The organism is Sphingomonas sp. RIT328 (assembly GCF_000632225.1).
Lineage (GTDB): Bacteria > Pseudomonadota > Alphaproteobacteria > Sphingomonadales > Sphingomonadaceae > Sphingomonas > Sphingomonas kyungheensis.
The window spans coordinates 65,370-91,495 of sequence record NZ_JFYV01000001.1 but is presented as its reverse complement, the minus strand read 5'-3'; the positions used below and the strand labels follow the sequence as shown (position 1 = coordinate 91,495).

At 68.3% G+C, this 26,126-nt stretch carries 24 protein-coding genes and 1 tRNA gene; 8 read left to right on the top strand and 17 right to left on the bottom strand.

The features are described from left to right. Position 1: 1 nt before the first annotated feature. The 9 genes from BW41_RS00450 to BW41_RS21325 all read right to left on the bottom strand — a co-directional run bounded on the left by BW41_RS00450 (position 2) and on the right by BW41_RS21325 (position 6,982). Positions 2 to 472, bottom strand: a complete 471-nt coding sequence (locus BW41_RS00450; protein ID WP_235199440.1) for a helix-turn-helix transcriptional regulator — start codon at positions 470 to 472, stop codon at positions 2 to 4. 91 nt (positions 473 to 563) lie between these two features. Next, positions 564 to 917, bottom strand: coding sequence for an HNH endonuclease (locus BW41_RS00445; protein WP_037530794.1), 354 nt, complete (start codon positions 915 to 917; stop codon positions 564 to 566). 161 nt (positions 918 to 1,078) lie between these two features. Beyond that, positions 1,079 to 1,609, bottom strand: coding sequence for a DUF6362 family protein (locus BW41_RS00440; protein ID WP_235199439.1), 531 nt, complete (start codon positions 1,607 to 1,609; stop codon positions 1,079 to 1,081). Positions 1,610 to 1,790: 181 nt separating this feature from the next. After that, on the bottom strand, positions 1,791 to 4,622 hold the full coding sequence (locus BW41_RS00435; protein WP_081792813.1) for a phage/plasmid primase, P4 family: 2,832 nt from the start codon (positions 4,620 to 4,622) through the stop codon (positions 1,791 to 1,793). 46 nt (positions 4,623 to 4,668) lie between these two features. Then, the gene (locus BW41_RS00430) at positions 4,669 to 5,301 is read right to left on the bottom strand and encodes a hypothetical protein (RefSeq protein ID WP_037530232.1); all 633 of its coding nucleotides are present in this window, start codon (positions 5,299 to 5,301) and stop codon (positions 4,669 to 4,671) included. Between the two features lie 25 nt (positions 5,302 to 5,326). Further along, positions 5,327 to 5,863 (bottom strand): hypothetical protein, encoded by a 537-nt coding sequence (locus tag BW41_RS00425; RefSeq protein WP_152542012.1) that lies wholly within the window; start codon positions 5,861 to 5,863, stop codon positions 5,327 to 5,329. Between the two features lie 89 nt (positions 5,864 to 5,952). Next, positions 5,953 to 6,228, bottom strand: coding sequence for a hypothetical protein (locus BW41_RS00420; RefSeq protein WP_037530230.1), 276 nt, complete (start codon positions 6,226 to 6,228; stop codon positions 5,953 to 5,955). Further along, positions 6,225 to 6,704, bottom strand: a complete 480-nt coding sequence (locus tag BW41_RS00415) for a hypothetical protein (protein ID WP_037530228.1) — start codon at positions 6,702 to 6,704, stop codon at positions 6,225 to 6,227. The genes BW41_RS00420 and BW41_RS00415 overlap by 4 nt, the downstream gene beginning before the upstream one ends. Beyond that, a complete protein-coding gene (locus BW41_RS21325; RefSeq protein ID WP_161773104.1) occupies positions 6,704 to 6,982 on the bottom strand; it encodes a hypothetical protein in 279 nt (92 codons plus the stop codon). Before BW41_RS21325 ends, BW41_RS00415 begins: the two co-directional genes overlap by 1 nt. A gap of 93 nt (positions 6,983 to 7,075) precedes the next feature. Between BW41_RS21325 and BW41_RS00410 the strand changes: the two genes are divergently transcribed. The 6 genes from BW41_RS00410 to BW41_RS20275 all read left to right on the top strand — a co-directional run bounded on the left by BW41_RS00410 (position 7,076) and on the right by BW41_RS20275 (position 11,245). After that, the gene (locus BW41_RS00410) at positions 7,076 to 7,651 is read left to right on the top strand and encodes a LexA family protein (RefSeq protein ID WP_037530226.1); all 576 of its coding nucleotides are present in this window, start codon (positions 7,076 to 7,078) and stop codon (positions 7,649 to 7,651) included. Between the two features lie 379 nt (positions 7,652 to 8,030). Then, entirely contained in the window at positions 8,031 to 8,396 is a 366-nt protein-coding gene (locus BW41_RS00405; protein WP_037530223.1) for a hypothetical protein, read from the top strand. Between the two features lie 199 nt (positions 8,397 to 8,595). After that, positions 8,596 to 8,829, top strand: a complete 234-nt coding sequence (locus BW41_RS00400) for a hypothetical protein (protein ID WP_037530221.1) — start codon at positions 8,596 to 8,598, stop codon at positions 8,827 to 8,829. Then, the gene (locus BW41_RS00395) at positions 8,826 to 9,071 is read left to right on the top strand and encodes a hypothetical protein (protein ID WP_152542010.1); all 246 of its coding nucleotides are present in this window, start codon (positions 8,826 to 8,828) and stop codon (positions 9,069 to 9,071) included. The genes BW41_RS00400 and BW41_RS00395 overlap by 4 nt, the downstream gene beginning before the upstream one ends. A gap of 2 nt (positions 9,072 to 9,073) precedes the next feature. Next, a complete protein-coding gene (locus BW41_RS00390) occupies positions 9,074 to 9,532 on the top strand; it encodes a hypothetical protein (RefSeq protein ID WP_037530217.1) in 459 nt (152 codons plus the stop codon). Positions 9,533 to 9,625: 93 nt separating this feature from the next. Beyond that, positions 9,626 to 11,245 carry a recombinase family protein gene (locus tag BW41_RS20275; protein WP_081792811.1) on the top strand — a complete coding sequence of 540 codons (1,620 nt, stop codon included), beginning with the start codon at positions 9,626 to 9,628 and terminating at the stop codon, positions 11,243 to 11,245. Here the strand turns inward: BW41_RS20275 and BW41_RS00375 are convergent. Beyond that, positions 11,211 to 11,284 (bottom strand) — tRNA-Gly (locus BW41_RS00375). The genes BW41_RS20275 and BW41_RS00375 overlap by 35 nt on opposite strands. A gap of 101 nt (positions 11,285 to 11,385) precedes the next feature. Here BW41_RS00375 and BW41_RS00370 point away from each other — a divergent pair. Next, positions 11,386 to 11,925 (top strand): pseudouridine synthase, encoded by a 540-nt coding sequence (locus BW41_RS00370; RefSeq protein WP_037530789.1) that lies wholly within the window; start codon positions 11,386 to 11,388, stop codon positions 11,923 to 11,925. Between the two features lie 4 nt (positions 11,926 to 11,929). On the opposite strand, the gene nagE is transcribed toward BW41_RS00370, so the two are convergent. From nagE to BW41_RS00335, 7 genes are all read right to left on the bottom strand, one after another. Continuing rightward, complete coding sequence (gene nagE, locus BW41_RS00365) at positions 11,930 to 13,624, bottom strand: N-acetylglucosamine-specific PTS transporter subunit IIBC (protein WP_235199438.1); 1,695 nt, start codon at positions 13,622 to 13,624, stop codon at positions 11,930 to 11,932. Then, positions 13,621 to 16,104: a phosphoenolpyruvate--protein phosphotransferase gene (gene ptsP, locus BW41_RS00360; RefSeq protein ID WP_037530210.1), complete on the bottom strand. Its 2,484-nt coding sequence runs from the start codon at positions 16,102 to 16,104 to the stop codon at positions 13,621 to 13,623. Before ptsP ends, nagE begins: the two co-directional genes overlap by 4 nt. Positions 16,105 to 16,187: 83 nt before the next feature. Beyond that, positions 16,188 to 19,103: a beta-galactosidase GalA gene (galA, locus tag BW41_RS00355; RefSeq protein ID WP_081792810.1), complete on the bottom strand. Its 2,916-nt coding sequence runs from the start codon at positions 19,101 to 19,103 to the stop codon at positions 16,188 to 16,190. Then, entirely contained in the window at positions 19,100 to 20,236 is a 1,137-nt protein-coding gene (nagA, locus tag BW41_RS00350) for an N-acetylglucosamine-6-phosphate deacetylase (RefSeq protein WP_037530209.1), read from the bottom strand. The genes galA and nagA overlap by 4 nt, the downstream gene beginning before the upstream one ends. Then, on the bottom strand, positions 20,233 to 21,252 hold the full coding sequence (locus BW41_RS00345; RefSeq protein WP_037530207.1) for an SIS domain-containing protein: 1,020 nt from the start codon (positions 21,250 to 21,252) through the stop codon (positions 20,233 to 20,235). Before BW41_RS00345 ends, nagA begins: the two co-directional genes overlap by 4 nt. Positions 21,253 to 21,292: 40 nt before the next feature. Next, positions 21,293 to 22,030 carry a GntR family transcriptional regulator gene (locus BW41_RS00340; RefSeq protein WP_037530205.1) on the bottom strand — a complete coding sequence of 246 codons (738 nt, stop codon included), beginning with the start codon at positions 22,028 to 22,030 and terminating at the stop codon, positions 21,293 to 21,295. A 76-nt stretch (positions 22,031 to 22,106) separates the two neighbouring features. Beyond that, a complete protein-coding gene (locus BW41_RS00335; RefSeq protein WP_235199437.1) occupies positions 22,107 to 22,892 on the bottom strand; it encodes a copper homeostasis protein CutC in 786 nt (261 codons plus the stop codon). A 392-nt stretch (positions 22,893 to 23,284) separates the two neighbouring features. Between BW41_RS00335 and BW41_RS00330 the strand changes: the two genes are divergently transcribed. After that, on the top strand, positions 23,285 to 26,080 hold the full coding sequence (locus BW41_RS00330) for a TonB-dependent receptor (RefSeq protein WP_037530202.1): 2,796 nt from the start codon (positions 23,285 to 23,287) through the stop codon (positions 26,078 to 26,080). Positions 26,081 to 26,126 lie beyond the last annotated feature (46 nt).

Here is a 26,126-nt window from a genome sequence, read left to right as displayed (position 1 = left end):
GTCAGTTGACCAGTCGCGACGGCGCCGGGCGGGGGGCGAATTTGCCGGTCACCTTGCCTGCCTCGACCTTAGCCGCTTCCTTTTTCCCCAGCTTGGGCGGGGCCGGCGTCCGACCGGTGTTGCCTCGGTCTGCGACCCGCGCTGCCATGTTGGCGATCTCCGCCTTGTCGAGCCGCTTGAACAATTCCTTCTCGGCCGCGACGTTGCCCTCGGTCGCCGCGCTGTTGAGGCGCGCCAGCTGCGTCATCTCCATCCGCAGGCGGGCATCCGTCCGCTTCGCCACCTCGGAAGAATAATGCTTTCGCAGCGTCGGGACCGAGACCCCGATCGCGGTTGCCGCTTCCTTCACGCTGAGGCCGCGAGCGAACGCCAGCAGTACCTTGTTCGAGTTTGCGAGGGACCAGGAATGCTCCGGCCGCCCACGCCCGTCTTTGCTCGGCTGGATGGGGTCGCCGAACAGATCGCACCCCAAAATATCAGCCATGAGCGAAAAAAATCTCCAAGTGAGACCGTTGCGGTCTAGGGGCGGCGGCCCCTCTGACGATTTAGCCCCCCCCCACCCGTCAGCCGCCGCTCCGCTCCTCGCGTTGCTTCCGGCTGTCGTGGCAGGGCTTGCACAGGCACCACAGGTTGCGCTCGTCCCAGAACAGCGCCTCGTCACCGCGGTGCGGCTCGCGATGATCGGCGACGAGCAGCGACGTGTCCGCCTCGACCCGACCGCAGCCGCGCCACTGGCAGGTGAACAGATCGCGCCGCAGGATCGCCATGCGCAGCCGTTGCCAGCGCGCTGTCTTGTACCACTTCCGCCAGCCACGCTGATCGCGATGCCGATCAAACGACTGGCGATCAGTCGGCAGGTCAGCGAGGCGCGGGCGCAAGGTCCCGAGCCGCGGTCGCAGGCTCGTCAGCTTGGCCAAGTCGATCACCTGAAACGGCGACGGGCGACGTGACCGAAGCCGCGCCGCCCGTCGAGGAGAGGGAAGTCACCGTGTTGCGTCCGAAGGCCCAACCCAGCGTGTCAATAGATAGGCTGATTTCGTCGCATAGGCGAACAGGTAAAATGTTCGCGTCAGCTACTTTAGGCCATTGACACGTCTAAGCTAGGACTTCTGCGGCTGTGCGCTTGAGCGATAAGCGTGATCGCTCGCGAATACCGCATCCGCAGCCCGTCAGCGCCCCGCTCCACACCCATCTTCCGCATCAGCTCGATCCAAGACACCTCTCGCTTGCCTTGCGCCAATTGGGCGATCGCCAGCCCGATCAGCTTGCGATCGTTGGGGGCGACGCCGTCAAGCCAGCCGAACGCCTCCTCCATCTCGGTGATCTCGGCACGCGTCTGCGCCGCAGGCCGCAGAACGGCGCTGGTGCCGTCGCCACCGCGCGCATCGTAGTCGCCGGCCCAAACGTCGCGGGTGATCTCCGGCCATGCCGAGCGCAGCGTCTGCCAGCCCCGCTCCCGGTCCGGATAGCGCCAGCAGGTGAGCAGCGCCTCGACGAGACGATCCTCGACCGCCGTGAATGACAGGAACTGTCCTTTGGGAGGGTCAACATCGTCCCTCCCAACGATGGGAGGAAGATTGGGAGGGTATAAACGGGAGAAATCAGCCACTTATAAATCCTTTGGGAGGTTGGGAGGTAAATAACAGGAGGATGATCGTGTGTGCGCCTGCGCCTGCGCGCTACGAGGGGGGCTGCGTTTTGCCTCCCAAGCTCCCACACCCTCCCAAACCCGCAGAAAACCGCGGCTCCCGGTCGGGTGCTATCCTCCCAGATCAGGGAGGTTGGGAGGATCAAGGCGGCAGATCGTCGTTATCGTCACCCATTTCAGGGGGTGCGGGGGGCGGTCCACGGCCGTCCTTGTGTCGGGGTGCGGGGAGATCGGTCTCGACGGCGCGTCCTTCGCGGACGAAGTCGGTAGCGACGTAGAGCGGCCAGACGTCGCTCCAGACCATTGAGCTGGACTTGCGCTTGTGGAAGTTCTTCCGCTCCAGCTGCTGCCCGAGATACTTGGGGGACCACGGCTTGCCGCTGGCGGGGAGCAGCTGCGCCCACGTCTGCCACGCGGCAAACAGCTCGTGGAGGGCGCTCGACCCCATCGTCTCGCCCTGCACACGCTCGATGCATAGCGCGAGGAACTTGCCGAGGATGTCGTTCTCGTCGAGATACGCCTCGGTCGCCTCCTTGATCGTCTCGGGCAGCGGCAGGCCGGTGGTGAGATACTGAAGCGCACCGGCGACCATCCTGTTGAGGATGCCGTTCGCTTCCTTCACCAGCTTCGCCTTCAGCAGCGGGTCCTGATCCTCGTGCGGGATGATGACGTCCCAGGGCACGAGCTGCATGCGGCGCCTGATGCCGTGATCGGTGCCGATCCGCGGCTTGTTGTTTGCGATGATCGTGTTCTTGAAGGTGATGATCAGCTCGAACGGCGGTTTCATCAATTCGCGCACGCCGCCCTTCGGCTCGTCGCTGGTCAGTTCCTTGACCAGGCCGTCGGAGAGCTTCGATCCCTCCTCCGCCTCGTTGGCGTAGACCATGCGTCGGCCGGCGAGCGCGGCGAGGTCGGGCGATGCGTCCGAGCCCTTCCGCGACCGGTCGGCTTCCATGAAGGTGTTGATCGATGCCGCCCAGGCATAGTCGCCGAGGATCGCGCGCTTGGTGTTGATCCAGACGCCCTTCCCGTTCGCGCCCTCGCCGTAGAAGATCGCCATCTTCTGCGCCGACGCGTCGCCAAGCATGTTGTACCCGGCCCAGACGTCGAGGAACTCGCGCATCTCGCTCTTGGGCTGCACCCGCGCGAGGAATGCGTCGTAGGACGGGCATTTGGCGCCCGGCTCGTACGATGCGGTGCCGATCTTGGTGATCAGGTCCTTGCGCCGCGGTTCGAGCAGCTCGACCGAGGCGGCGTGGCCATCCTCCGCGCGGGTGAACGCGAGCGTCCCGTTCGCCATGTTGACCAGCAGCGGGTCGGCGTCGAAGTCGGCCGGTCGCGCAGTGATGCGCGCCTCGGCCATCTTCGGCAGGCTGGCGATATGCCCTGCCCCTTCCGACGTGCGACCCCATTTCGAGATCGTCTCGGACAGGAGAACGATCGTCCCGTCGCGCTTCTTGAGCACGACGTGATCGTGCCGGCCCTTCTGCTGCTCAGCGTGAGCGGCGAGCTGCGCGTCGTCGGCGTCCGCCGGCGGATCGGTGGCGATGCCGCTTTCGCGGATGAAGGTCGCCTCCTCCTGGATGGCACGCACCGTATCCTGCACGGCGCGGCCGAGGAGGCTCACCGCCATGTCGCGGTTCCAGCGCCGGCCGTCCCACGCGAGCCAGCCCCATTGCTCGACGAACAGGAAGTCGCGACCGTAGCGGCGCAGGAATCGCTGGAGGTTGCCGAGATCGGTCTGAGGCAGGAACGCACATTCCCGCGCGAGATCCTCGCCCCCGGACCCCTTCCCCATATGATGACCACCGGTGGCTCCCATCTGGGAGCTTGGCTTGCCATTCCCCTCCGGGCCGGGGGCGGGGGGTGAACCGCGGGAGGATTGTCGAGGAGGACCGCGCTCCCTGCGGGCGCGCGAGGCGGCAGCGATCTCTGCCAGATCGCGCGGGCTTTGCAGACCGGCTGTCCATCCGCTGTCGATCGTGGCGATGAGCTGCCGATCGTCATCGTGACCGGGATTGGAGCGCGCGGCGCCCTCGATCGCAGCGCGGGCGACCGCCTCGGACAGCGCGCCGGCCGCCACGAGCGTGGCAACCTTGAAGGCGCCCTCGTTGAGCTGCGCGTTGCGCTGCCCCGACCCCGCGCGCGCGATGTCGCGGCATTCGCCGTCGAGCGCCGCGAGGGCGTACTTGCGCACGTCGTCGTCGACGTCGCCGGCAAGCGCGGCCGCCACCCCTGCCCGCCGCGCCGCCACGGGCTTGGCGCCCTTGCCGTCTCGCTTCTTCTTCGGCTCGCGCAGGATGCGGACCAGCTCGGGCGGTGCCGGCGCGATCGACGCCGCGTCGGCCCAGTCGCCATGCAACCAGGTGTACGGTCCCGGCCCCTTGGAACCGCCGGACTCGAGATCGCCGATCCGCTCCGATGGCGGCACGATGACGTAACCGCCCTGCCCGCGCACATCGATGTGATCGGGCAGGTTGCCGCGGTTCCCGATCGGCTCGCCGTCGGGCATCAGGAAGAACTTGTGCTCGCCGCTGGACGGCGTCTGCGACGTCAGCGTGTCGGGCAGTGCCACGCCCATCTCGACCATCAGCGCCGCCTTCAGCAGATCGACGGACCAGACCTTCTCCTCGACGCCCTCGCGCAGGACCTCGCCGGTCTGTTCGTCGATCACCTCCGGGATGGCGGAGTCGGTGCGGGGATCGAAGTCGATCAGCAGCAGGCCGCTCGCGCCGGCGTTGAGGCCGATCTGCGCGCGCGGCCATTGGCGCCACCATGCGGCGATCTGCTCCTCGTCACGCGTAGCCTGGTGCAGGCCGCCCGTCTTGGGAACCGGCTTGCCCTCCGGGCCGGGCTCGCCGACGACGAGCGGCCGTCCGTTCCTGTGGTTGCAGGGAAAGACGAACCAGCCGCGACGAGCGAACGCTATCGCCGCCTGCCCCAAAGGCGAGAGCGACGGGGAATTGGTGGACACGTACTGGATACCCCCGGTCGCAGGCGTCAGCCCGCGGTGATGTCGATCAGGCGAACAGCGCCTTGGCCTGCGCGAGCTTCTCCTCGGCTCGCGCCGCGCGGTTCTCGGCGATCTCCGCCCGCGTCACCGCGGCGTTGATCGCGTCCTGCACCTTGGCTTCGAACAGCTCGCGCAGCTGTTCGCAGAGATCCTCGATCGAGGTGGGGGCGACGGCCTTGACCGTCCGGGCGTTCTTGTCTGCGGGCATCGGGACTTCCTTCGGCATGGGTGCTTCCGGCTTCGGTCGAGCCGGTTTCGGATTGACAGTCTTCAGGAGGGCCGCGGCGTTCTCGGCGACGACGGCAGCGGCTGGCTTTCGACACCGCCGCACGATCTCGGTGAGGCGCGCCGCGGCGCGGTCGACGTCGGCATCCGCCTTCTTCACGGTGGGCGCGACGCGCCCGACGCCGGCGATAGCTCTCTTCGAGCGGCCGAGAGCGATGCTGCGATCGGGACCGTAGCCCTTGATCGTGATCTTGCCCGCGTCGGCCAGCTCGGCGAGCAGCGTGCGCGCAGACTCGGTGCTGTCGAAGCCGAACAGCGCGCAAATGTCGGCGTCGGTCGGCGTAGCCTGCCCCGCGTCGAGCCGCTGCTCGATCCAAGACAGCATGCGTGCGAGGTTGAGCTTTGCATGCGCCATGGTCAGCGTCCGACCAGTAAGTTCGTCATGCAGCGATTCCTGTGACGAGGCCGCTGGAAAGGATAATGATCCGCCGGTACGTCGGTGCAGCGCAGCCTTGGACGCGGATCAGGTGCGCGGATGCCATCGCCTCCAGCCCCGCCTTCACGTCCTCTTCGCTGAGCCCCGCCTTCGCCGCGAGCTGCCGGTCAGTTGGACACGGCCGGCCGTAGCGGGCGAACCGCTCCAGCACCGGCAGCAGCGCGTCGATCACCGCAGCCTCGCTGTCCGCGATCGTTTCGACCTTCGCTGCGAGGCGGGGGCGTTCCAGCTTGGTAGCGGCTGTCGGGGTCGAGGTTCGATATGCGGTGTAGTTGAACACCGTCGGATCAAGTGTCGAGCGTGGCCGGACCAGCGTCACAAGACCGCGCTTCGCAAGATCGCGCATCCTCGCAGCACCCGCCGAGGCGATAGGTAACGTCAGCCGCGTGGCGTAGATGAAGCGGTCGCCGGGCTTCGCGACGGCAAGCCAAGCGTCAATGCGCGCGACGCCGGCAACGAGGCCGGTCAGTTCGTCGTGCATCGAATCCGAGGGGGCGGGAGCCGAGGGGGACGCCCCCGCCCCCTCGGCACACACGCGCCCGTCAGCGCCGTGTGTGATCTCGTTGAGCATCAGGCTGCGATCCGCTCCGCGTCGAACCAGCCGCCGACCGGGCGCGAGCGCCAGTCGCTGCGGCCGATGCCGTGAGCCGTCGCTCGGGCAACGTCGCGCACCAGTTCTTCGCCGGGCACGAGCGTGCCGTCGACCATCATCTGAAGGTCACGCATCGCGATCTTCATGCAGCGCGAAGCGAAAGGGAGGTCGCCCCTGTAAGCGGCTTGGATACGGCGGGCGAGCAGGCGCGCGCCTTCGTTCGGCACAACGGCCGGCAGGTGCAGCTTCTTCATGCGCAATCTCCAATGATGGTGTCGAGGAGAGCGCGCATCTGCGCCGCGCGCTCGATGACGTCGTCGCACTCGCTCCGCGCCTTGGCGGCATCGAGGTCGCAGAACTTCCCGTCGTTAAAACCGGCGCAAATCGCCGCGGTCAGCTCGCTGGCTTCGCGGCTAAGATCGGACAGCGCGGCGAAGAGGTCCGCTGGTCTCGTGACGCTTGGCAGCTTCGTGAAGACGCCGTCGGCCATGTTCGCCAGCTCGGCGGTCACCACCGACTGACCAGTTACCGCTTCGAGCGCTCTCACGACATCTACCGGGGCGAAACATTCCGCATCCGCAGGCGACAAGGACGCGTAACGCGCGATCGTGCTTTTGCCGACGCGGCAAGCGCTCGCAGCAGCTTCGATGCCACCAACCATGCCGACGAGTTCACCGAAGGCTATCTTGAGCTTCCGCTCGCGCACAGCGTTGGGGACGATCGCGCCCATTATGCCGCAGCCTGTCGGGAAATTTCGATTGAGCTTCCCGATGACGCCCCTGAGCCATCCCCCATAGTAGGAAGCTCGACGCCGTGGTTCGCGGCAATGGCTTCCACATCGAGGTTGGGGAACTCCGCCAATGCGATACGGCGTAGATGATTGAGACGAGATCCCGTGACGCGACGAGTGCGCATATTGTTCACGGTCGATACGGGGGCGTTCATCAGGCGGGCGACCACGGTCGTGCCACCCATCGCGTCGATCAAGGCTGCGGGGAACGTGTCCATGCACAGCTACATGCTATAATAGCATCTTCTCCGCAAGGCAGAATTTGCCATAGTAGCAATTGCTATAGTGGGAGCACTCGGCTTGATCGCGCTATGGCTTACGAAGACATCCGAGAGCAGATGGACGAGAACGGCCATCGCCAGTCAGCCCTTGCAAACCTCCTCGGCATCGATCCCACCGCCGTCTCCAAGGCCTTTGCTGGGAAGCGTCGGTTCACCGCTGAAGAGATGGACAAGATCCGAAACTGGCTCGGCCCGAACGTTGACGTTGGTGGCCATCAGGTCGGCACCATACCGGTATTGTCGAATGTCACTGCGGGCAACTGGCGCGAGGCGGTCTCGCATTCTCGAAGCCGCATGCATAAACCAGACGCTGCGATACCGGATCGAGCAATCGCGTTAGATGTTGAAGGCGATTCGATGGACCTGTTCGTGCCGGACGGGGGGCGGATAATCTTCGACCCGGAAGATAAAGGCCTTTGGCCGCGCCGCTTCTACGTAGTTCAGAACAGCTCCGGCGAGACAACGTTTAAAAGGTTTTTTGCAGATCCAGCACGCCTTGAACCTTGCTCCTCTAATCCGGAGCATAAGCCCATCATCCTAGGTGGAGATGAGCACTTCACCATCGTCGGCCGCGTGATCTGGCAGGCATCCCGGATGCCCGATTAAGGCGCGATGGATGCTGCCGCTGCCATTGTTCGAAATCCATCCACTCCTGCACAACCTCAATGCCACCCGGCACGGTGATGTAGAACGTTGACCATTCGTCGAAGCTTCCGAGCTTCTGAGCCTCCAGATCCGCGCGAACCTCCTGCATCGTGTCCCGCCAGGGACCGATCGGCACGCCGAAACAGGTCGCTCGGTACCACTTTGCTACGATCCCAGACACACGCCCTCGACTCGCTTCCACGGCAACAAAATGGAACATAAGAAGAACGGATGGCAAGCCGGTTTGCATGATATGCTATAATAGCAAAACAAATTGACATATGACTTGCTATTATAGCATGTAAGGCCATCAGGGCACCCCGCCCGATGGGAGCACGCCGTGCAACATGCCACTCTGACCCGCGACGCCGACGCGCCGAGCGGGCTCATCACCGACTTCCATATCGACAAGGAGCCGCCGGTTGCGCGGCGCCTAATCCCGCACACGCTGAGCCGTCACATGGCGGATCGGCCGATCGGCCGCCTGCCGATGGTGCTCGCAGATCCTGATCCGACTGCGGCACGCCTGAAGGCGGTCGTTGCCCGCGCGCGCGGCCGTTCGCCGGGGCACCCGATCCACTGCGGCAGCGGCGCGCAACGCCTTTCGTCGCGCATCGACGAGAAGCTGGCAGGTCTGACCGCGGCAGCAATCGCGATCTACGCCGGCACGCCCGTCGCGTTCGCCATGCTCGCGGGGTGCTTGTGATGGCAAGTCGCGCGCCGATGCGTCGTAAGGTTCGCAGCCCCTACAGCGGCAGCCTCTTTGTATGCCCTCGCGGCTGCGAGTGCCTTGACTGCCGTATGCGGATGAGCCGGTCTGCCGCCCGAACCGTGGCGTGGCTCGCGGCAACGATCGGCATGGCGGTCGCGATCTACTTCGCGATCAGCGCGGTCCGGGGCGGGTGATGATGGAGCAACACCCTCGCTCCATCGCCGCTAGCCTGTCGATCGGTCAGCGGCTCGCCATCCGCGACCTCGACCGACAGTTCGCTCCGCTCAGCTGCGCAGCCAACGTGGCGAAGCGTCTGGAGCGCCGCAGCCCCAAGCGTCCGGCGCTGGCGATCAGCCGCCCAGGCGACGGCGGGCGCGAGTTCGCCCTCAACGACATCGGCATGGCCGTGAAGGAGGTGCTCTGGTGACAAATACTCGAAAGCACGAAGTTCGTGACGTGCACGTCAATATGGAGGCCCCGATCAAGTGGGCGACGCGTACCTTCTTTCGCGCCACCAAGCGTCATGCCGGCGGGATCGTACTTGGCTTCGCGCCCACGTTCTTCGCGATCGGCGCCGAGCTAATCACCGGCCGGTCACGAGGCTTCGCGCTAATGTTCGGGCCGTTCTGGCTCGGCTTCGCATTATCACGCTTAGACCAAAGCATTTGACGATGCCCGCCCCCGCTTTTATCGCCCCCCAACACCGTCGGGTGTGCGCCCTTGCGGCGCTGACGCTGCTGCACGCTCGCGAGCAGGGCTATCCATCTGCGGTCGAGGCCGGGAAGATCACCGCGGCCGATGCTGAGCGCGGCATCTACCTCGCGCGCTGCATCGTGACGCAGTGGCGGTGGGTTCTCAACAAGACGAAACCACCCTGTCCCGACTTTGACGATCACACCGATCTGTTCGGCGCCTATAATTCCGAATTGGCGGTTGAGCTGGCGCGCGCTGCCGAGCGTCAGCGTCTAATCGCCAGGCGCAAGCCTGACGATGCGGCGGCTATGGAGCTGGCCGACCTGTACGAGGCGCTAGCGTGGCATCAGCAGACGCATGCCGGCGTGGCTTGGATCGTCCATATCGTCGACGTCGAGCGCTCCGCTGCCGCCAAGGCGCTCGCGAGGGCAGCATGAAGCACGACCCCGCCCTCATCGATCTGGTGAAGGCCCTTGCGCGGGCAGCAGCCGCGCGGGACATAGCAGCCTTGCGACCTAAGGACCCGACCCGTGCGGACCGTCATCTACGCCCGTTTCTCCAGCCAGCTTCAGAATAGCCGGTCGATCGACGATCAGATCGCGGTCTGCCGCGAGCGCGCGGACCGGGAAGGCTGGACGATCGTCGACATCTATACCGATTACGCCATCAGCGGCGCAGCCGGGATCGGCGAGGCGCAGCGCCCCGGCCTCGCCGCCATGCTGGCGCGGGTCGAGGCAGGCGGCGTCGAGCAAGTGCTCACCGAATCAACCGACCGCATCGCCCGGCACGAGGGCGACAGCTTCGCGATCCGCGAGCGGCTTCAGTTCGCTCGATCGCGTCTCTTCACCCTTTCCGACGGCGAGGTCACGAACCTCACCGGGACGATCAAGGGCCTTATGGACGCCCAATTCCGCAAGGAACTGGGCGCCAAGATCAAGCGCGGCCAGCGCGGCACCGTGGCGCAGGGCCGGAGCCCGGCCGGCATCGCGTATGGCTATCGAACCGCCAACCGCATCGATCCGAACGGTCGGCCCATCCGCGGTCTGCGTGCGATTGATGAGGAGCAGGCCGAAGTCGTGCGTCGCATCTTTCGCGAGTATGCCGCCGGCATCAGCCCGCGCGGCATTGCCCAGCGGCTCAACGCCGACGGCATCCCCGGCCCGCGCGGCGGTGCGTGGAAGGCGACGACGATCGCGGCCGACAGGACGCGGGGCAATGGGCTTATCCAGAACCAGCTCTACATCGGCCGCATTATCCATAATCGGACATCGAAGATCGTCGAGCCGGTTACACGATCGGTTCGCATCAGGCCCAACCCGCCCTCGGACTGGATCATTGAGGAGGTGCCATCGCTGCGCATCGTTGGTGATGCCCTCTGGGAGGCCGTCCAGGAGGGCCGCGGCAGCTATGAGACACCGCAACCGCAGACCGCGCGTCGCCCCAAGCACATGCTGTCCGGACTTGGCGTCTGTGGCGTCTGCGGAAGCGGCTGGATCGTGAAGGGCAACGGCTATTGGGCTTGCGCCGGCCGCAAGGAAGGCAACAACTGCACGAACGAGCGCACCGTCTCGACAACTCGCTACGAAGACCGGGTGCTGCATGGCTTGCGCGAGCAGATGCTCGATCCCGACTTGGTCGCAATCTTCGTCAAGGAATATCACGAGGCTCGCGCTCGCGGCCTCCGGGAGGAGCGCCAGAACCGGACGCGTTACGAGCGGCGACTGGCGGAGGCGTCCGTGAAGGTCGACCGCCTGGTCGCCGCGATCAGCGCCGGCGCTGGCGAATTTGCCGAGGTTCGTGAAGCGCTCCAGCAAGCCCGCGCCGAGCGCGATGCGGCTCAAGAGGCGCTGTCAGAGATGGAGGCGCTTCCCGTCGTCGCGCTGCACCCCGCCGTGGTTACGTCCTACCGGCGAGAGGTCGAGGAGCTGCACGCCATGTTCGCTGACCCGGAGGCGAAGGCCGAGGCCGTCCCGAAGCTGCGCTCCATGATCGACCGGATCGTGCTCGTCCCGGCCGCGGAGGGTCGCGGCGTCGACATCAGCGTGGAGGGTCGCCTTGCGGCCATGCTCGCAATTGCTGGCGGCAATGCCGCGCCGAAGCCGATTACGGTAACGATGGAGCGGGTGAAGGGAATCGAACCCTCGTCGTAAGCTTGGGAAGCTTCTGCTCTACCATTGAGCTACACCCGCGCCGGGCCGCGATCGGCGACGCGATCCGGGCTGTAAGCCGGCGGCGGCGGCAATGCAACGGGGCAATCGACAGCGGCGCGGCGACGCGATACCGCGTCGCGATGCTGGTGCTGTTCAACAAGCCGTTCAACGTGCTCAGCCAGTTCACCGATCGCGGCGCGCCGACGACGCGGGCGACCTTGTCCGATCATATCGCCCTGCCCGGCGTCTATCCGGCGGGACGGCTCGACCGCGACAGCGAGGGGCTGTTGCTGCTCACCGACGACGGCCGCCTGCAGGCGCGCATCGCCGATCCGCGCTTCAAGCTCGCCAAGACCTATTGGGTGCAGGTCGAGGGCGAGCCCGATGACGCGGCGCTGGCGCGGCTGCGCGACGGCGTGGTGCTCAACGACGGGCCGACGCGACCCGCAGAGGTGGCGCGGATCGACGATCCCGCGCTCTGGCCGCGCGATCCGCCGATCCGGGTCCGCGCGCACATCCCCGTCAGCTGGCTGTCGCTGACCTTGCGCGAAGGGCGCAACCGGCAGGTGCGGCGGATGACCGCGGCGGTCGGCTATCCGACGTTGCGGCTGGTGCGCTGGCGGATCGGCGAATGGACGCTCGACGGGCTGGCGCCGGGCGCGCATCGCATCCTCCGCTAGCCGCTCAGCGCAGCAGCAGGTGCGCGACCGCCGGGCTCGGCCAGGCGATGGTGCGGACCTCGGGCGGCAGCGCGGCCTCGTCCACCCGCGTCCGATCGGTGACGACGACGCGATAGCGGTCGGCATGACGGCTGACCGCGCCGACATTGCCGCTGCCGCCGAGCGCAGCGACCATCGTCCCGGGCAGCGTCACCGGTGCGGCGGCCGGCGGGGCCGCGACCGGCGCGGTCGCGGTACCGCCGGCGTCGAGCGCCGCGCGCATCTCCATCGCCAGCCCGTCGGCGATGCCGCCGACGATCACCTGCACCGCCGTCCCCGACGGGCGCAGCACGCCACGCGCGCCGAGCTGGCGCAGCCGCGGCTCGTCGATCGCCTGGGCGTCGGCGACCGACAGGCGCAGCCGGGTGGCGCAGGCGTCGATGCCGCGCAGATTGGCCGCACCGCCGAGCGCGGCGACGAACGCCGCCGCCTTGGCATCGGCCGCCACCGCCGGTCCGGCCGGCACCGCCTCGGGCGCCTCGCGCCCCGGCGTCGGCAGGTTGAAGCGGACGATCGCCCAGCGGAACAGCACGTAGTAGATCATCGCATAGGCCGCCCCGACCGGCAGCAGCATCAGCGGCCGCGTCGCCTTGCCGTAGTTCAGGACATAATCGAACAGCCCTGCCGAAAAGCCGTAGCCGAGCCGGACGCCGAGCGCGTTCATGATCGCCTCGGCGAGCCCTGCGAGCAGCGCATGGATGCCGTAGAGCACCGGCGCGAGGAACATGAAGCTGAACTCGATCGGCTCGGTGACGCCGGTAAGGAACGAGGTCAGCGCGAGGCTGAACAGCATCCCGCCGACTTCCTTGCGCCGCTCCGGCGCCGTCGCGTGGTACATGGCGAGACAGGCGGCGGGCAGGCCGAACATCATCACCGGGAAGAAGCCGCTCATGAAGCCGCCCGCGGTCGGATCGCCGGCGAAGAAGCGGGTCAGGTCGCCGGTCTTGCCGTGATAATCGCCGACGACGAAATAGGCGACGTTGTTGAGGATATGGTGCAGGCCGGTGACGAGCAGCAGCCGGTTGAGCAGGCCGAAGGCGAAATAGCCGTAGCCGCCCGCCGCGACGACGCCGTGGCTGAGCGCGTCCATCCCGGCGTCGATCGGCGCATAGCTCAGCCCGAGCAGCAGCGCGATGACCAGCCCGGCGATGCCGGCGATGATCGGCACGAACCGACGGCCGCCGAAGAAGGCGAGATAATCCGGCAGCTTGAAGGTCGCGAACCGGTTGTAGAAACCGCCGCCGACCAGCCCCGAGAGGATGCCGACCGGCACCTCCAGCCGATCGATCGCCGCGGTCTTCCACGCAGCTGACACGCCGGCGACGAGCGCGTCGGGCACGTTGGCGAGCGTCGCGGCGGGCACGGTCAGAAAGGATTGCGAGGCGTTGACCGAGACGAGATAGCAGACGATCCCCGCCATCGCCGCGGCACCATTGCCGTCGCGTGCGAAGCCGGTAGCGACGCCGACCGCGAACAGCAGGCCGAGGTTGGAGAACATCGCATCCCCCGCCGCGCTGACGAAGGGGATGTCGAGCAGGTCGGGCTGACCGAGGCGAAGCAGCAGCCCGGCGATCGGCAGCACCGCGATCGGCAGCATCAGCGCGCGGCCAAGCGGCTGCAGGAAGCCCATGATGGTGGCGCCGGCGGTGGAACGGGTCATCGGCTGATCTCCTCGGCGAATTGGCGGGCGAGCGCGCGGACCTCCGCGGCGCCGGCGGCGGCGGTCGCCGCGGCGGCATGCGTCCGCACCGCCGCCAGCGTCAGCCGCCCGACCAGCGCCTTGGTCGCCGGCACGCGCGCCGGCGGCACCGACAGGGTGCGGACGCCGAGCCCGATCAGGATCGGCGCGGCGAGCGGATCGGCGGCAAGCCCGCCGCAGACGCTGACCGGCACGCCGCGTGTCGCCGCACCGTCGCAGGTCATGCCGATCAGGCGGAGGACCGCCGGATGCAGGCCGTCGATCCCGCTGGCCACGGCGGGATTGCCGCGATCCATCGCCAGCACATATTGGGTCAGGTCGTTGCTGCCGATCGACAGGAAGTCGGCATGCGCGGCGATCAGATCGGCGGTCGCCGCCGCCGCCGGCGTCTCGACCATCGCGCCGAGCGGCACCGGGTCGATGCCGAGCTCGTCGCGCAGCCGGTCGAGCGCGGCGCGCACCGCGATCAGTTCGGCGACGCTCGCCACCATCGGCACCATGATGCGCACCCGGTCGATCTCGGGCACGGCGAGGATCGCGCGCAATTGGGTGTCGAGCACCTCCGGCCGCGCCAGCGAGACGCGGATGCCGCGCAGGCCGAGCGCCGGATTCTCCTCGGGGGGAATGGCCAGATAGGGCGCGGGCTTGTCGCCGCCGACGTCGAGCAGGCGGATCACCACCGGCCGCCCCGGCAGGGCCGCGACGACACCGCGATAATCCGCCGCCTGTTCGGCGACGTCCGGCGCGACGGCGCGGTCGAGGAACAGGATCTCGGTGCGGAGCAGGCCGCAGCCCTCGGCACCGGCCGCCGCCGCCGCCTCGGCATCGGCGATCGAGCCGAGATTGGCATAGACGTGGATGGCCGTACCATCGGCTGTCGCCGCGGGAGCGTCACCGGCGGCGCGCGCGGCGGCCTCGGCGGCGGCGCGGCGGTCGATCACCGTCTGCGCCTGCGCGATGCGATCGGGGGCAGGATCGGCGACGACCGCACCGGCGTCGGCGTCGAGGATCAGCATCGTGCCGTCGGAGATGACGCGCAGCGCGTCGCCGGCCGCGACGACCATCGGCACGCCCAGGCCGGCGGCGAGCATCGCGACGTGCGAGGTCGGGCCACCGCCGACCACCGCGAAGCCGGCGACCTGCGCCGCGGCGAGCGCGGCGAATTGCGAGGGCAGCAGATCGTCGGCGAGCACGATCGCGCCGGCCGGCACGCTGACCGCTGCGGCGCGCGTGCCGAGGATGGCGTGGACGACGCGCAACGCGACGTCGCGAATGTCGTCGGCGCGTTCGGCGATGCGGGCGTTGCCGGTGGCGCGAAGCTGCGCCCCCTGCGCCTCCGCCGCGGTCATCATCGCCGCCGCCGCCGCCATGCCGTTGGCGATCCCCGCCTCGGCGCGACCGCGCAGGTCGGGATCGTCGAGGATCGCGCGATGCGCGGCCAGCACGCCGCCGATCTGCCCGCCGCCCGCCGTGGCGGCGAGGTCGGCGGTGACCGCGGCGATACCCTCGGCGAGGCGCGCCCGTTCGATCGTCACCCCCTCGCCCGTCGTCGGCAGCTCGGGAATGTCGGGACGCAGCCAGACGGCGCGGCCGATCGCCACGCCCGGTGCGGCAGGCACGCCGGGCAATGCCCCCGGCTCGAGCGACGGCGCGGCGGCAGGCGGCGGCGCGACGGCCGGCGGCGGCGCGTCGACCTCGGCACTGAGCAAGGCGACGACGGCGTCGATCGCGCCGGCCGCATCGCCGCCGCGCGCGGTGATGGTGACGGCGCGCCCCTGCGCGAGGCCGAGCGACAGCAAGGCGATCGGGCTCGTCGCCGATGCGCTGTCGTCACCGGCGGTCAGCGTCACCTCGGCGCCGCTGTCGCGCACCGCGGCGACGATCCGCGCCGCCGGCCGCGCGTGCAGGCCATGGGGCAGCAGCACGGTGGCGTCGCGTCGCAGCGTCTCGCCCGCCGCGGCGTCCGCCAAGCCGCCTTCGGCGGTGGCGGCGCTGATCCGCGCGAGCGGGGCTCCGACCGCGATCAGCCCCTCGCCCACGATCGGCGCGATCGTCGCCGCGCCCTCGACGAGCAGCACCGGCGTCACCGCCGAGGCGGCCTGCCGGACGATCGCATCGAGGTCGAAGCGGATCAGCGCATCACCGGCGCAGACGCTGTCGCCCGGCGCGACGAGCGGGGTGAAGGCGCTGCCGCCGAGCCGCACCGTGTCGATGCCGATATGGACGAGCAGCGACACGCCGTCGCCGAGGTCGAGGGTGATCGCATGACCGGCAGCGTGGAGCGTCAGGACGCGCGCATCGCAGGGCGCGTGAAGCGTGTCACCGGTCGGATCGATCGCGACGCCCGGCCCCATCATCCCCTCGGCGAAGACCGGATCGGGCACGGCGGTCAGCGGCAGGACCCATCCCGCGAGTGGCGCCAGCAGCTGCTTGTCGGTCATTCCATCATCCCTCGCCGGTCGGACGCGCAGTGTATCGCGCGGCAACCCGCTGACAATACCTATTGAATACCTTTGTGACCGCCTCAGCCCGCGCTGATCGTCACCGGGCCGACGATGCCGGAGGGCCGGCCCGGCTCGGGCGCGACGATCAGGACGATCGCACGCGGCCCCGCGCCCGCCGGCAAGGCCGCCGTGATCGGTCCGACCGCCGCTCCGGCCTTGTCGGCGAGTTTGCGTCCATCGACCCACAGTTCGGCCCGTCCCGCGACCGCGGCGAAGGCGATCCGGCCGCCCTTCGCGGCGATGACGCGCACCGGCGTGACGCTGGCCCGATAGACCTGCCAGCCCGCCTGCGCCTCGGCCGGGGTGGCGGTGCCGCTGTGGACGAAGGCCCAGCTGTTATTGTCATTCTCTGCCGGCGCCAGCGACGCGTCGGGGCGCGCCGCGAGCAAGGGCGAGCGCCGCCAGTCGTCGATCGTCCGCGTCGCGGCGAGCGGCGCGACCTGCGCGCGCGGCGCCGCGGCGATACGGTCGATCGTCAGCGCCGCCGGGCGCAGACCGGGCGCGGTGGCGCGCAGCGTGATGCGACCGCGCCCGCCGGCGTCGGCCTGGACGATGACCTGCGCCAGCCCGTTGAACAGCGATCGCGCGCCGCTCGTCGCGCTGTCGCCCTTCTCGGATTCGTGGCTGTTGGGATCGCCGTTGCCGACACCGATGATCGTCGCGCCGGTGACGACGAACCGCGTCGGCAGATTGGCGGTGGGGACGTGGCGGCCACGCGCGTCGATCGCGTCGATCGTCACCGGCTGGACGTCCTCGCCGTCGCCCGCCATCGCGCGCCGTGCCGGGGTGAGGCGCAGCGCCACCGGTGGCCCCGCCGTCTCATGCCCAGCGCGCGCCACCTCGCGTCCGCCGATTGAGGCGATCACCTCGATCGTGCCGGGGGCATATGGCACGGTGAAGCTGTTGCCCATCAGCCGGTCGACCGCGGCCTCGCCGACGACGCGGCCGTTGAGCCTGAGCGTGATCCGCTCGGCATTGCTGAGCACGAGGATCGGCACCGGCTGCCCCTCGCGTCCGGGCCAGGTCCAGTGCGGCGCCAGGCCGACGACCGGCGCATCGTCGATCCAGCCGGCGCGATGGATGTCATAGGCCGTCTTGCGGAAGCCGCAGAGGTCGAGGATGCCGAAGAAGCTGCTGATCGTCGGCCAGACGTGCGGCGTCGGCTCGCCATGATAGTCGAAGCCCGTCCAGACGAAGCCGCCGGCGACGAACGGGCGCCTGGCGATCTCTGCCCAGCCCTTGCGGTGCGTCTCGCCCCAGCCCGCCGCATCGTCGTCCATCGACGAGCGGATGTTCTTCGCCGGGATCGTCTGATAGGCGCCGCGCGTCTCGAACGCGCTGGTATCCTCCGAGCTGGTCATCGGCTTGGTCGGGTTGAGCGCGTGGAACTTGTCGTAATCGCCGGGATAATAATTGAAGCCGACGACGTCGACGACGGTCGAGACATTCTCCGGATTGAAGAAGGCGCCGTTCATCGCCGCGGTGACCGGGCGACTGTCGTCGAGCCGCTTCACCGCGGCGGCCATCCGCCGCACCATCTCGACGCCGGCGTGGGTGCCCTGCATCGGCTCCTCGTTGAACACCGACCAGAGGATGACGCTGGGATGGTTGCGGTCGCGCCGCACCAGCCATTCGAGCTGGGCCATATAGTCGGGCGAGGGATTGAAATTGCGGTTCTCGTCCATGACGAGGAAACCCATCCGGTCGCATAGGTCGAGGAAAGCCACCGGCGGCGCGTTGTGCGAGCAGCGGATCGCGTTGCAGCCCAGCTCCTTGAGCCGCTCCAGCCGCCACGCCATCAGCGCGTCGGGAAGGGCGACGCCGACGCCGGCATGGTCGTGGTGGATGCACACGCCCTTCAGCTTGACCGGCGCGCCGTTGAGGGAGAAGCCGCGGTCGGCATCGAAGCGGATCGTGCGGAAGCCGACCGGCACGCTGCGCGCATCGACCGTCGCGCCGTCGCGTTCGAGCGCCACGGTGACGGTGTACAGCGTCGGGGTCGCCACCGACCAGAGTGCCGGATCGGCGATCGTCAGCGTCGTGGTGAGGTCGCCCTGCCCGAGCGGCGGCACCGTGGCCATATCGGTCGTCGCGGTCGCGACCGTCCGGCCGCCTGAATCGAGCAGCCGGGCCACGGCGCGGACCCCGACCGCCGCGGCCTCGGTCGAGCGCGCCGTCACCGTGACGGGCACGCTCCAGCCGCCGCCGCTGCCGGCGCGCGGGTCGCAATGCACGCCGTCGGTGACGATCGACACGGGCGCGCGGCGGGCGAGCCAGGCATGGCGGTAGAGGCCGGCGCCTTCATACCACCAGCCCTCCATCGCCTCGGCATCGACGCGGATCGCGACGACGTTGCGCTCGTCGCCGAAGCGGGCGAACGGCGTGATGTCGACGTAGATGCTGTTATAGCCCGACCAATTATGCGCGACGACGCTACCGTTGACCCAGATGGTCGCGTTGGTGGCGATACCGTCGAACTGCAATTCGCAATATTGGCCGCGGCTGGCGGGATCGAGGTGGAAGCTGCGCCGGTACCAGCCGATGCCGCGTGGCCGATAGCCCTGCGCGACATTGGCGCTCTCGACGAACGGCTGGAACGACGCCCAGTCATGCGGCAGCGTCACCAGCGGCCAGTCGCTGTCGTCATAATCGATCGCCGCCGCGCCGACCGCATTGCCCGCCTTGGCGCGCAGATAGGTCTCGTTATGCGTCGCCGCCGGCGGCACCGCGATGTCGCCTTCGTGGAACAGCCAGCCCTGGTCGAAGCCGATCCGCGACGGATCCCCCACCGGCAGCGGCGCGCGCAGGCCGTCGACCGGGGCGGGCATCGGCAGCGCGCCATAATCCGGCCCGCGCGCTGCGCGCGCGGCGGCGGGCAGGGTCAGCGTCAGACCGGCACCGGCGGACCCGAGCAGCTGCCGCCGGTCGATCGTCATGCCGGATGGCCGCCGATGGTGGTGGCGACCGGCGCCATCGCCGCGGTCAGTTGCACCCAATCGGCGCGCAGCCCGGCGGCGAGCGCCCCGCGTTCCGCCGACAGGCCGAGGAAGGCCGCCGGATTGCCCGCGGCGAGCCGCGCCGCCGCCACCGGCTCGAGCCCGAGCATCCCCATCGCATTGGCGACCGCCGCCGCCATGTCGAGGTCCGATCCGGCCAAGGTGCCATCCTCATAGGAGCAGATGCCGTCGCGCACGCGAATCTGCCGCCCCTGCAGGACGAAATCCTTCACCTCCGCGCCGACCGACGACATCGCATCGGTGACCAGCATCATCCGGTCGAGCCCGCGCGCGCGCAGCGCAATGCGCAGCACCGCCGGAGCGACGTGGACGCCGTCGGCGATCAGCCCGCACCACGGCCGCGGATCGTCGAGCGCTGCGCCGACGAGGCCGGGAGTGCGCTGCACCATCGCCGGCATCGCGTTGAACAGATGGGTGATGCCGCTCAGCCCCGCATCGAAGGCGGCGAGCGCCCCGTCATAGCTCACCTCGGTATGACCGGCGCTGACCAGCACGCCGGCGGCGGTCAGCTGGGCGATGTCATCGATCTGCGCCAGCTCGGGCGCCAGCGTCACCATCACCTTGCCGCGACGCGGCCGGGTGAGCAGCGCGATCATCTCGGCATCGAGCAGGCGGAAGCGCGCCGGGTCGTGGATGCCCTTGCGCGCGACGTTGAGCCACGGCCCCTCGATATGCACGCCGACCACGCCGGGCACGCCCGCCGCGATCGCCGCATCCACCGCATCGAGCGCGAGCGCGATACGGTCGGGCGTGTCGCTGATCAGCGTCGGCAGCAGCGCGGTGGTGCCGTAGCGCGCATGTGCCGCGGTGATCGCGGCGATGCCGTCGACGTCGGTCTCGTCGTTGAACAGCACGCCGCCGCCGCCGTTGACCTGCGTGTCGATGAAGCCCGGCATCAGCCAGCCGCCGTCGAGATCGACCGCGTCACCCGCCTCGCCGTCGAGCGGGCGGATCGACGCGATGCGATCCCCCGCAACGACGATCTCCGCACCGCGCCACACCGCATCGGCGACGACGACCTGGCCGTTGGTATATCGGAACGCCTCGCTCATAGCGTGCGCGTCACCTTGGCGAGGTGCGGGGGCGTGTCGGGATCGAGCCCGCGCCGCCGCGACAGCGCCTCGGCGAGACCGTAGAAGCTCGCCAGCATCAGGATCGGCTGCACCGCCGGATGCGCGTCGAGCGCCGGCAGGTTGGCGCGCGCATCGCCGGCATGCGCCGACAGGACGGTCGCGCCGCGGCCGGCGAAGGTTTCCGCCACCGCCATCACGTCGTCGCCCGCCGCGTCGGAGGTCGCCAGCGCGAGAACCGGAAAGCCTTCGCCGACGATCGCCATCGGGCCGTGGCGCACCTCGGCGGCGCTGAACGGCTCGGCCTGCAACTGGCAGGTCTCCTTGAGCTTGAGCGCGCATTCCTGCGCGACGCCGAAGCCATAGCCGCGACCGATGACGAACATCTGCTTCGCCTCGGCAAGCGGCTCGACGCCCGCGCTCCAGTCGAGCGCGACGGCGCGTTCGAGCTGTTCGGGCAAGACCTTCACCGCCTCGGCAAGCGCGGCATCACCCGACCAGGCTGCGACCAGAGCGGCGAGGCCGGCCATCGCGGCGATGCACGATTTGGTCGCGGCGACCGAGCGTTCCGGCCCGGCGCTGAGCGCGAGCAACGTGTCGGCCATCTCGGCGAGCGGCGACGTCTCGTCGTTGACCAGCGCCACCACGTCGGCACCGGCCTTGGCATGCGCCTCGACCGTCGCGAGCAGATCGGGGCTGCGACCGCTCTGCGAGATAGCGATGCACAATGCGCGCCGCGTCGTCACCGGCGCGTCGAACAGCGATACGACCGAGGGCGCGGCCGAGGCGACCGGCACGCCGACCAGCGTCTCGATCAGATATTTGCCGTACATCGCGGCATGGTCCGACGATCCGCGCGCGCAGGTCACGACCACGTCGGGCGGGGTCGCACGCAGCCGCTCGCCGAGCGCGGTCAGCGCGGCGGTGTTGCGCGCCACCAGCCGGGCGACGGTCGCTTCCGCCTCCAGCGTCTCGGCGCGCATCAGCGTGCCCGTCATCGTATCGGTCGTCACTTGGTTCAGGGCCCCCGGGCTCGTGTCAGCTGTCGGCGAGCTCGGCCACGAAATCGTAGCTGTCGCCGCGGTAATAGGATCGGGTGAATTCGACGGCGCGGCCGTCGCGCAGGAAGCCGCGCCGCTCGATCAGCAGACCGGGCGAGCCCGGATCGACGCCGAGCATCCGCGCGTGGTCGGTGCCGAACGGCACGGCGCGCAGCCGCTGAAGCGCGCGCACCGGGCGATGCCCCGCCTCGGTCAGCGCGGCGTAGAGCGAGCTTTCGACCGCATCGATCGACGGCAGGCAGAAACCGGCGATCGTCGCCACCTCCAGCGCCATCGGCACCTCGTCGGCGAAGCGCAGCCGCTGGAAGCGGAACACCGGCGCGCTCGGCGACAAGGCCAGCGCCATCGATTCCTCGGGGCTGACGGTCCCGACGCTGCGCGAAACCCAGCTGCTGCTCGGCGTCAGGCCGCGTGCGATCATATCCTCCGAGAAGGAAGACAATTTGCTGAAATTCTTCTCGACGCGCCCGGCGACGAAGGTGCCCGCGCCGCGGCGACGGGTGAGCAGGCCTTCCTCGACCAGCCCCTCGATCGCCTTGCGCACCGTGATGCGCGACACGCCATATTCGACGGCGAGATCGCGCTCGGCCGGAATCGCATCGCCGCGCGTGATCACCTCGCCACCGATCGCGTCGCGGATGAGCTGTTGCAGCTGCAGATAGAGCGGTGAGGGATTGTCGGCACGAAACCGCCCCACCCGGCTCACGAAACTCATCCCTCACTCCCTGTTCTGCTGCTTGTGGCGTCAACGGGTGCCACGGCTCGCAGAGCGGCGCCAGTGGCGCCTTGCCCTACAATTGTCCTAGATTGGACTGGTCGTCAATGACCTGACGTAGCTGCGCGACGAGCCTGGCGCTGGTGATCCGCGGCGGCGGCCCGAAGTCGATACGCTCGGCGGAGGCGGGTGCGGCGGCCGTGCTCGCCGAGCCGTGGACCGCGCGGACGCCGGTGGCGGCGATCAGCGCGGCGACATTGCCGGGGGCGACACCGGCGCCGGCCATGACGGTGCAGCGGCTCGCGGCGCGCGCCACCATCCGGGCGATCGTCGCCGCCCCGGCGGGCGCCGAGGCCGCACCGCCCGAGGTCAGGATATGGTCGAAGCCGAGCGCGACCGCCGTATCGACCGCGGCGACCGGATCGTCGACCACGTCGATCGCGCGATGCAGCGTCATGCCGACGGTGGCGGGCAACACGTCGCGGACGCCTGCCAGCGCCGCCGTGTCGAGCACCCCCTCCCGCGTCGCGCCGAAGACGAGGCCGTCGACCCCCGCCGCGACCAGCGCCGCCGCCTCGCGCTGCGCCAGCGCCAGCGTCGTCGCGTCATAGGTGAAGCCGCCCGGCTGCGGTCGCACCATCGCGCGCACCGCCACGCCGGCCGGTCGCGCCACATCGAGCACCGCCGCGACCAGACCCGCCGACGGGGTCAGCCCGCCGAGTGCGAGCGCGGCACATAATTCGATCCGGTCGCAGCCACCGGCGATCGCCGCGGCGGCACCCGCGACGGTCTCGACGCAGATCTCCAGAGTGATTCGCGGAGCGGTGTCCGAAGTGTCGTGACGATTCGCCTGCATCGTCATGATTCGGCCCGCATCACCCGCACTTGCCGCGTTTGCCGGCGCTCGTCCGTCGCGATCGTGTGCGACGAACCGTTGCAACACCCGCCGCCGCCGTATCCGTCGTCCCGCATGATCCTCTCTCCCAAATCACTGATCGCTTTACACTTTACCTGCGCTACACGCTTTCGGACCGTACCGGTCCCAGAGCGGTCACGCCACCGGTCACACAATTCGCCGCATTCGCCGAGCGATGTTACACTTTTAATGCATGGATTGGCATGGATTGGTTATAACCTTTCCATAGCGAGCGGATTTATATGCCAAAATGGCACGCTCGTGGATCGCCGCCGGCCGATGCGGCTGTGTGAACGGGGCATGCGGCCGGGCGTGCGCCACAAAGGGGACTGAAGCTGATGCACCTTCGCCATGCGATCCTCGTGACCACGGCACTGGCCGGCCTTGCCGCGGCCCTTCCGTCGACGGCGCAGACCGCGCCGACCGCCAGCCCACCCGGCAGCGACGATCAGGCGGCGACGACGACCGCGACGGACGCACCGGCCGACGGCGACATCATCGTCACCGGCTATCGCGGCAGTCTGCAAAAGGCGATCAACGTCAAGCGCAACGCCAATGCGGTGGTCGATGTCATCACCTCGGAAGACGTCGGCAAATTCCCCGATCGCAACGTCGCGGAATCGCTGTCGCACATTCCCGGCGTCAGCATCGACCGGCGCTTCGGCGAAGGCGAGAAGGTGGCGATCCTCGGCACCGATCCGGCGCTCAACCGCATGCTGCTCGACGGCCATGCGCTCGCCTCGGCCGACTGGGGCGGCAACGACAATGATCCGTCGAGCCGCACCTTCAACTATTCGCTGCTCGCTCCCGAACTGGTCGACCGGCTCGAAGTGTACAAGTCGCCCGAGCCGCGGATCGAGGAGGGCAGCCTCGGCGGTACGGTGATCGTCCGCACGCGCCGGCCGCTCGATCTGCCGGCCAATTCGATCTTCGCCTCGGGCGGCTATTCGTACAATGACCGGTCGGACAAGGGCAACGCCCGCGGCTCGGGCCTGTACAGCTGGCGCAACGCCGACGAGACGTTCGGCGTGCTCGTCGCCGCCACCTACGACAAGCAGAACCTGACCCGCGCCGGCGTCGAATTCTTCGGCTATGACAATACCGCACCCAATGCCGACGGCACCTACAACAGCCCGTTCGTCAATCGCGCCAGCGACGGCACCCTCAGCCTCAAGAGCCCCGGCGCGACGATCACCGGCGGCACGATCGAGGATCTGTACAAGGCGGCCTCGCCCTTCGGCATCAACTACGCCTATTTCCAGCAGCAGCGCGAGCGCAAGAGCGTGTCGGGCACGATGCAGTTCCGGCCGAGCAGCGATCTGACTCTCACCCTCAACGGCACGCATATCGACGGCAATTACAACAATTACAGCCAGTCGATGTACACCATCCCCGGCGCCTGGACGGGGAACGTGTTGCAGTCCGCGACGATCAGCAACGGCGTCGTCACCGCCGCGAGCTTCGGCGCGGCGACGAGCCAGAGCGCGCAGCTCGATACGCTCGTCCGCCGCACCAGCCTCAAGACCGACAATCTCAACCTGTTCGCCGACTGGGAGGGCGACGGCGGCGCCAAGGTCAACTTCTCGGGCGGCTGGTCGCGCGCCAAGGGCGGCCGCAATCCCGAATATCTGTTCAACGTGCAGACCAAGCTGCCGTACAGCTACGCCTTCACCAACAACACCGCGACGGTCAATTTCGTCGGCGACCTGACCAATCCGGCGAACTATTTCACCAATCCGAACAACAACGCCGCGCAGATCGAGGGGCGGCCGGTGCTGACGTCAACCGGGGCGCAATTGATCGCGGCGCAGATCGGCGGGCTGGACTATAGCGTCACCACCGATCGCGATATCTTCGGCGGCTATGACGCGACCATCCCGGTCAGCGTCGGGCCGTTCACGGAGATCCTGCTCGGCAGCCGCGTCACCGATCACGTCAATCGCGTCGATGCGCGCGGGATCAACACCTATCTGCAGCAGTCGCTCGACGTCACCCAGCTCGGCGTCACCGCGCTGACCACGCCCGACGGTACGTTCGACGGCAGCGGCGGCATGGGCAATGCCACCAAATATCTCAACCTGCCGCAGCAGTCGGTGATCGACATCCTCGCCAATGCGATCAACAGCCCGCTGGTCACCAAGGTCGGTGCCTCGACCGAGGTGCGCGAAACGGTGATGGCCTCCTATGCCCAGGCCAATTTCGATCAGGACGGGCTGCGCGGCAATATCGGCGGCCGGCTCGTCTATACCCGCGACATCTCCAATTACGCGACGACGCTGAGCAACACGGTCAATCCGGTGCCGGTGCCGACCCGCACGGTGAACGACTATCTCAAGTTCCTGCCGAGCCTCAACATCGCCTATTCGATCACGCCGAAGGTGATCGTCCGCGGTGCGGCGGCGCGGGTCATCGCGCGGCCGCGCTACGAGGATCTGGCGGCGGCGACCTCACTCAACAACGTCACGCTCGACGGTGGCGGCGGCAATCCCAACCTCAAGCCCTATGAGTCGACGAATTACGAACTGACCGCCGAATATTACCCCCGCGCCGGCAGCCTGCTGGCGGTCGAGCTGTTCCGACGCGAGATCAGCAACTATATCTTCAACACGCGGACCAATGCGGTCTTCTTCAACTCACTGACCGGCGCGCTGGCGACCTATAACGTCAACCAGCCGATCAATGGCGGCAAGGCGAAGGTTAACGGCGCGTTGATCTCCGCGCAGAGCGACATCTGGGGCGGCTTCGGCTTGCAGGCGAATTATTCCTATCAGGAGAGTTCGACCTCCAATACCGACGTGACCGGCACGACGCTCAACCTGCCCTATCTGTCGAAGCATACGGTCAACGTGATCCCCTATTTCGAAAAGGGACCGTTCCAGGCGCGGGTCAGTTACAATTACCGGTCGAGCTATTTCCGCACGATCGGCCGGCTCGGCTCGCGCGAAATGGTCGCGCCCTACAGCCAGCTCGATGCCTCCGCCTCGCTCAACATCACCAAGGGCATCGTGCTCAGCGTCAACGCGCAGAACCTGCTCGACGAGACGTACCTGCAATATAATGCGACGCCGGACCGGCCCACCGCCTTCTACAAGAACGGCCGCACCTTTGCGGCGGCGGTGTCGTTCCGGATGTAAGACGCCCCGACCAAACCACTCAAATAACGTGTGTAAAAAATCATTG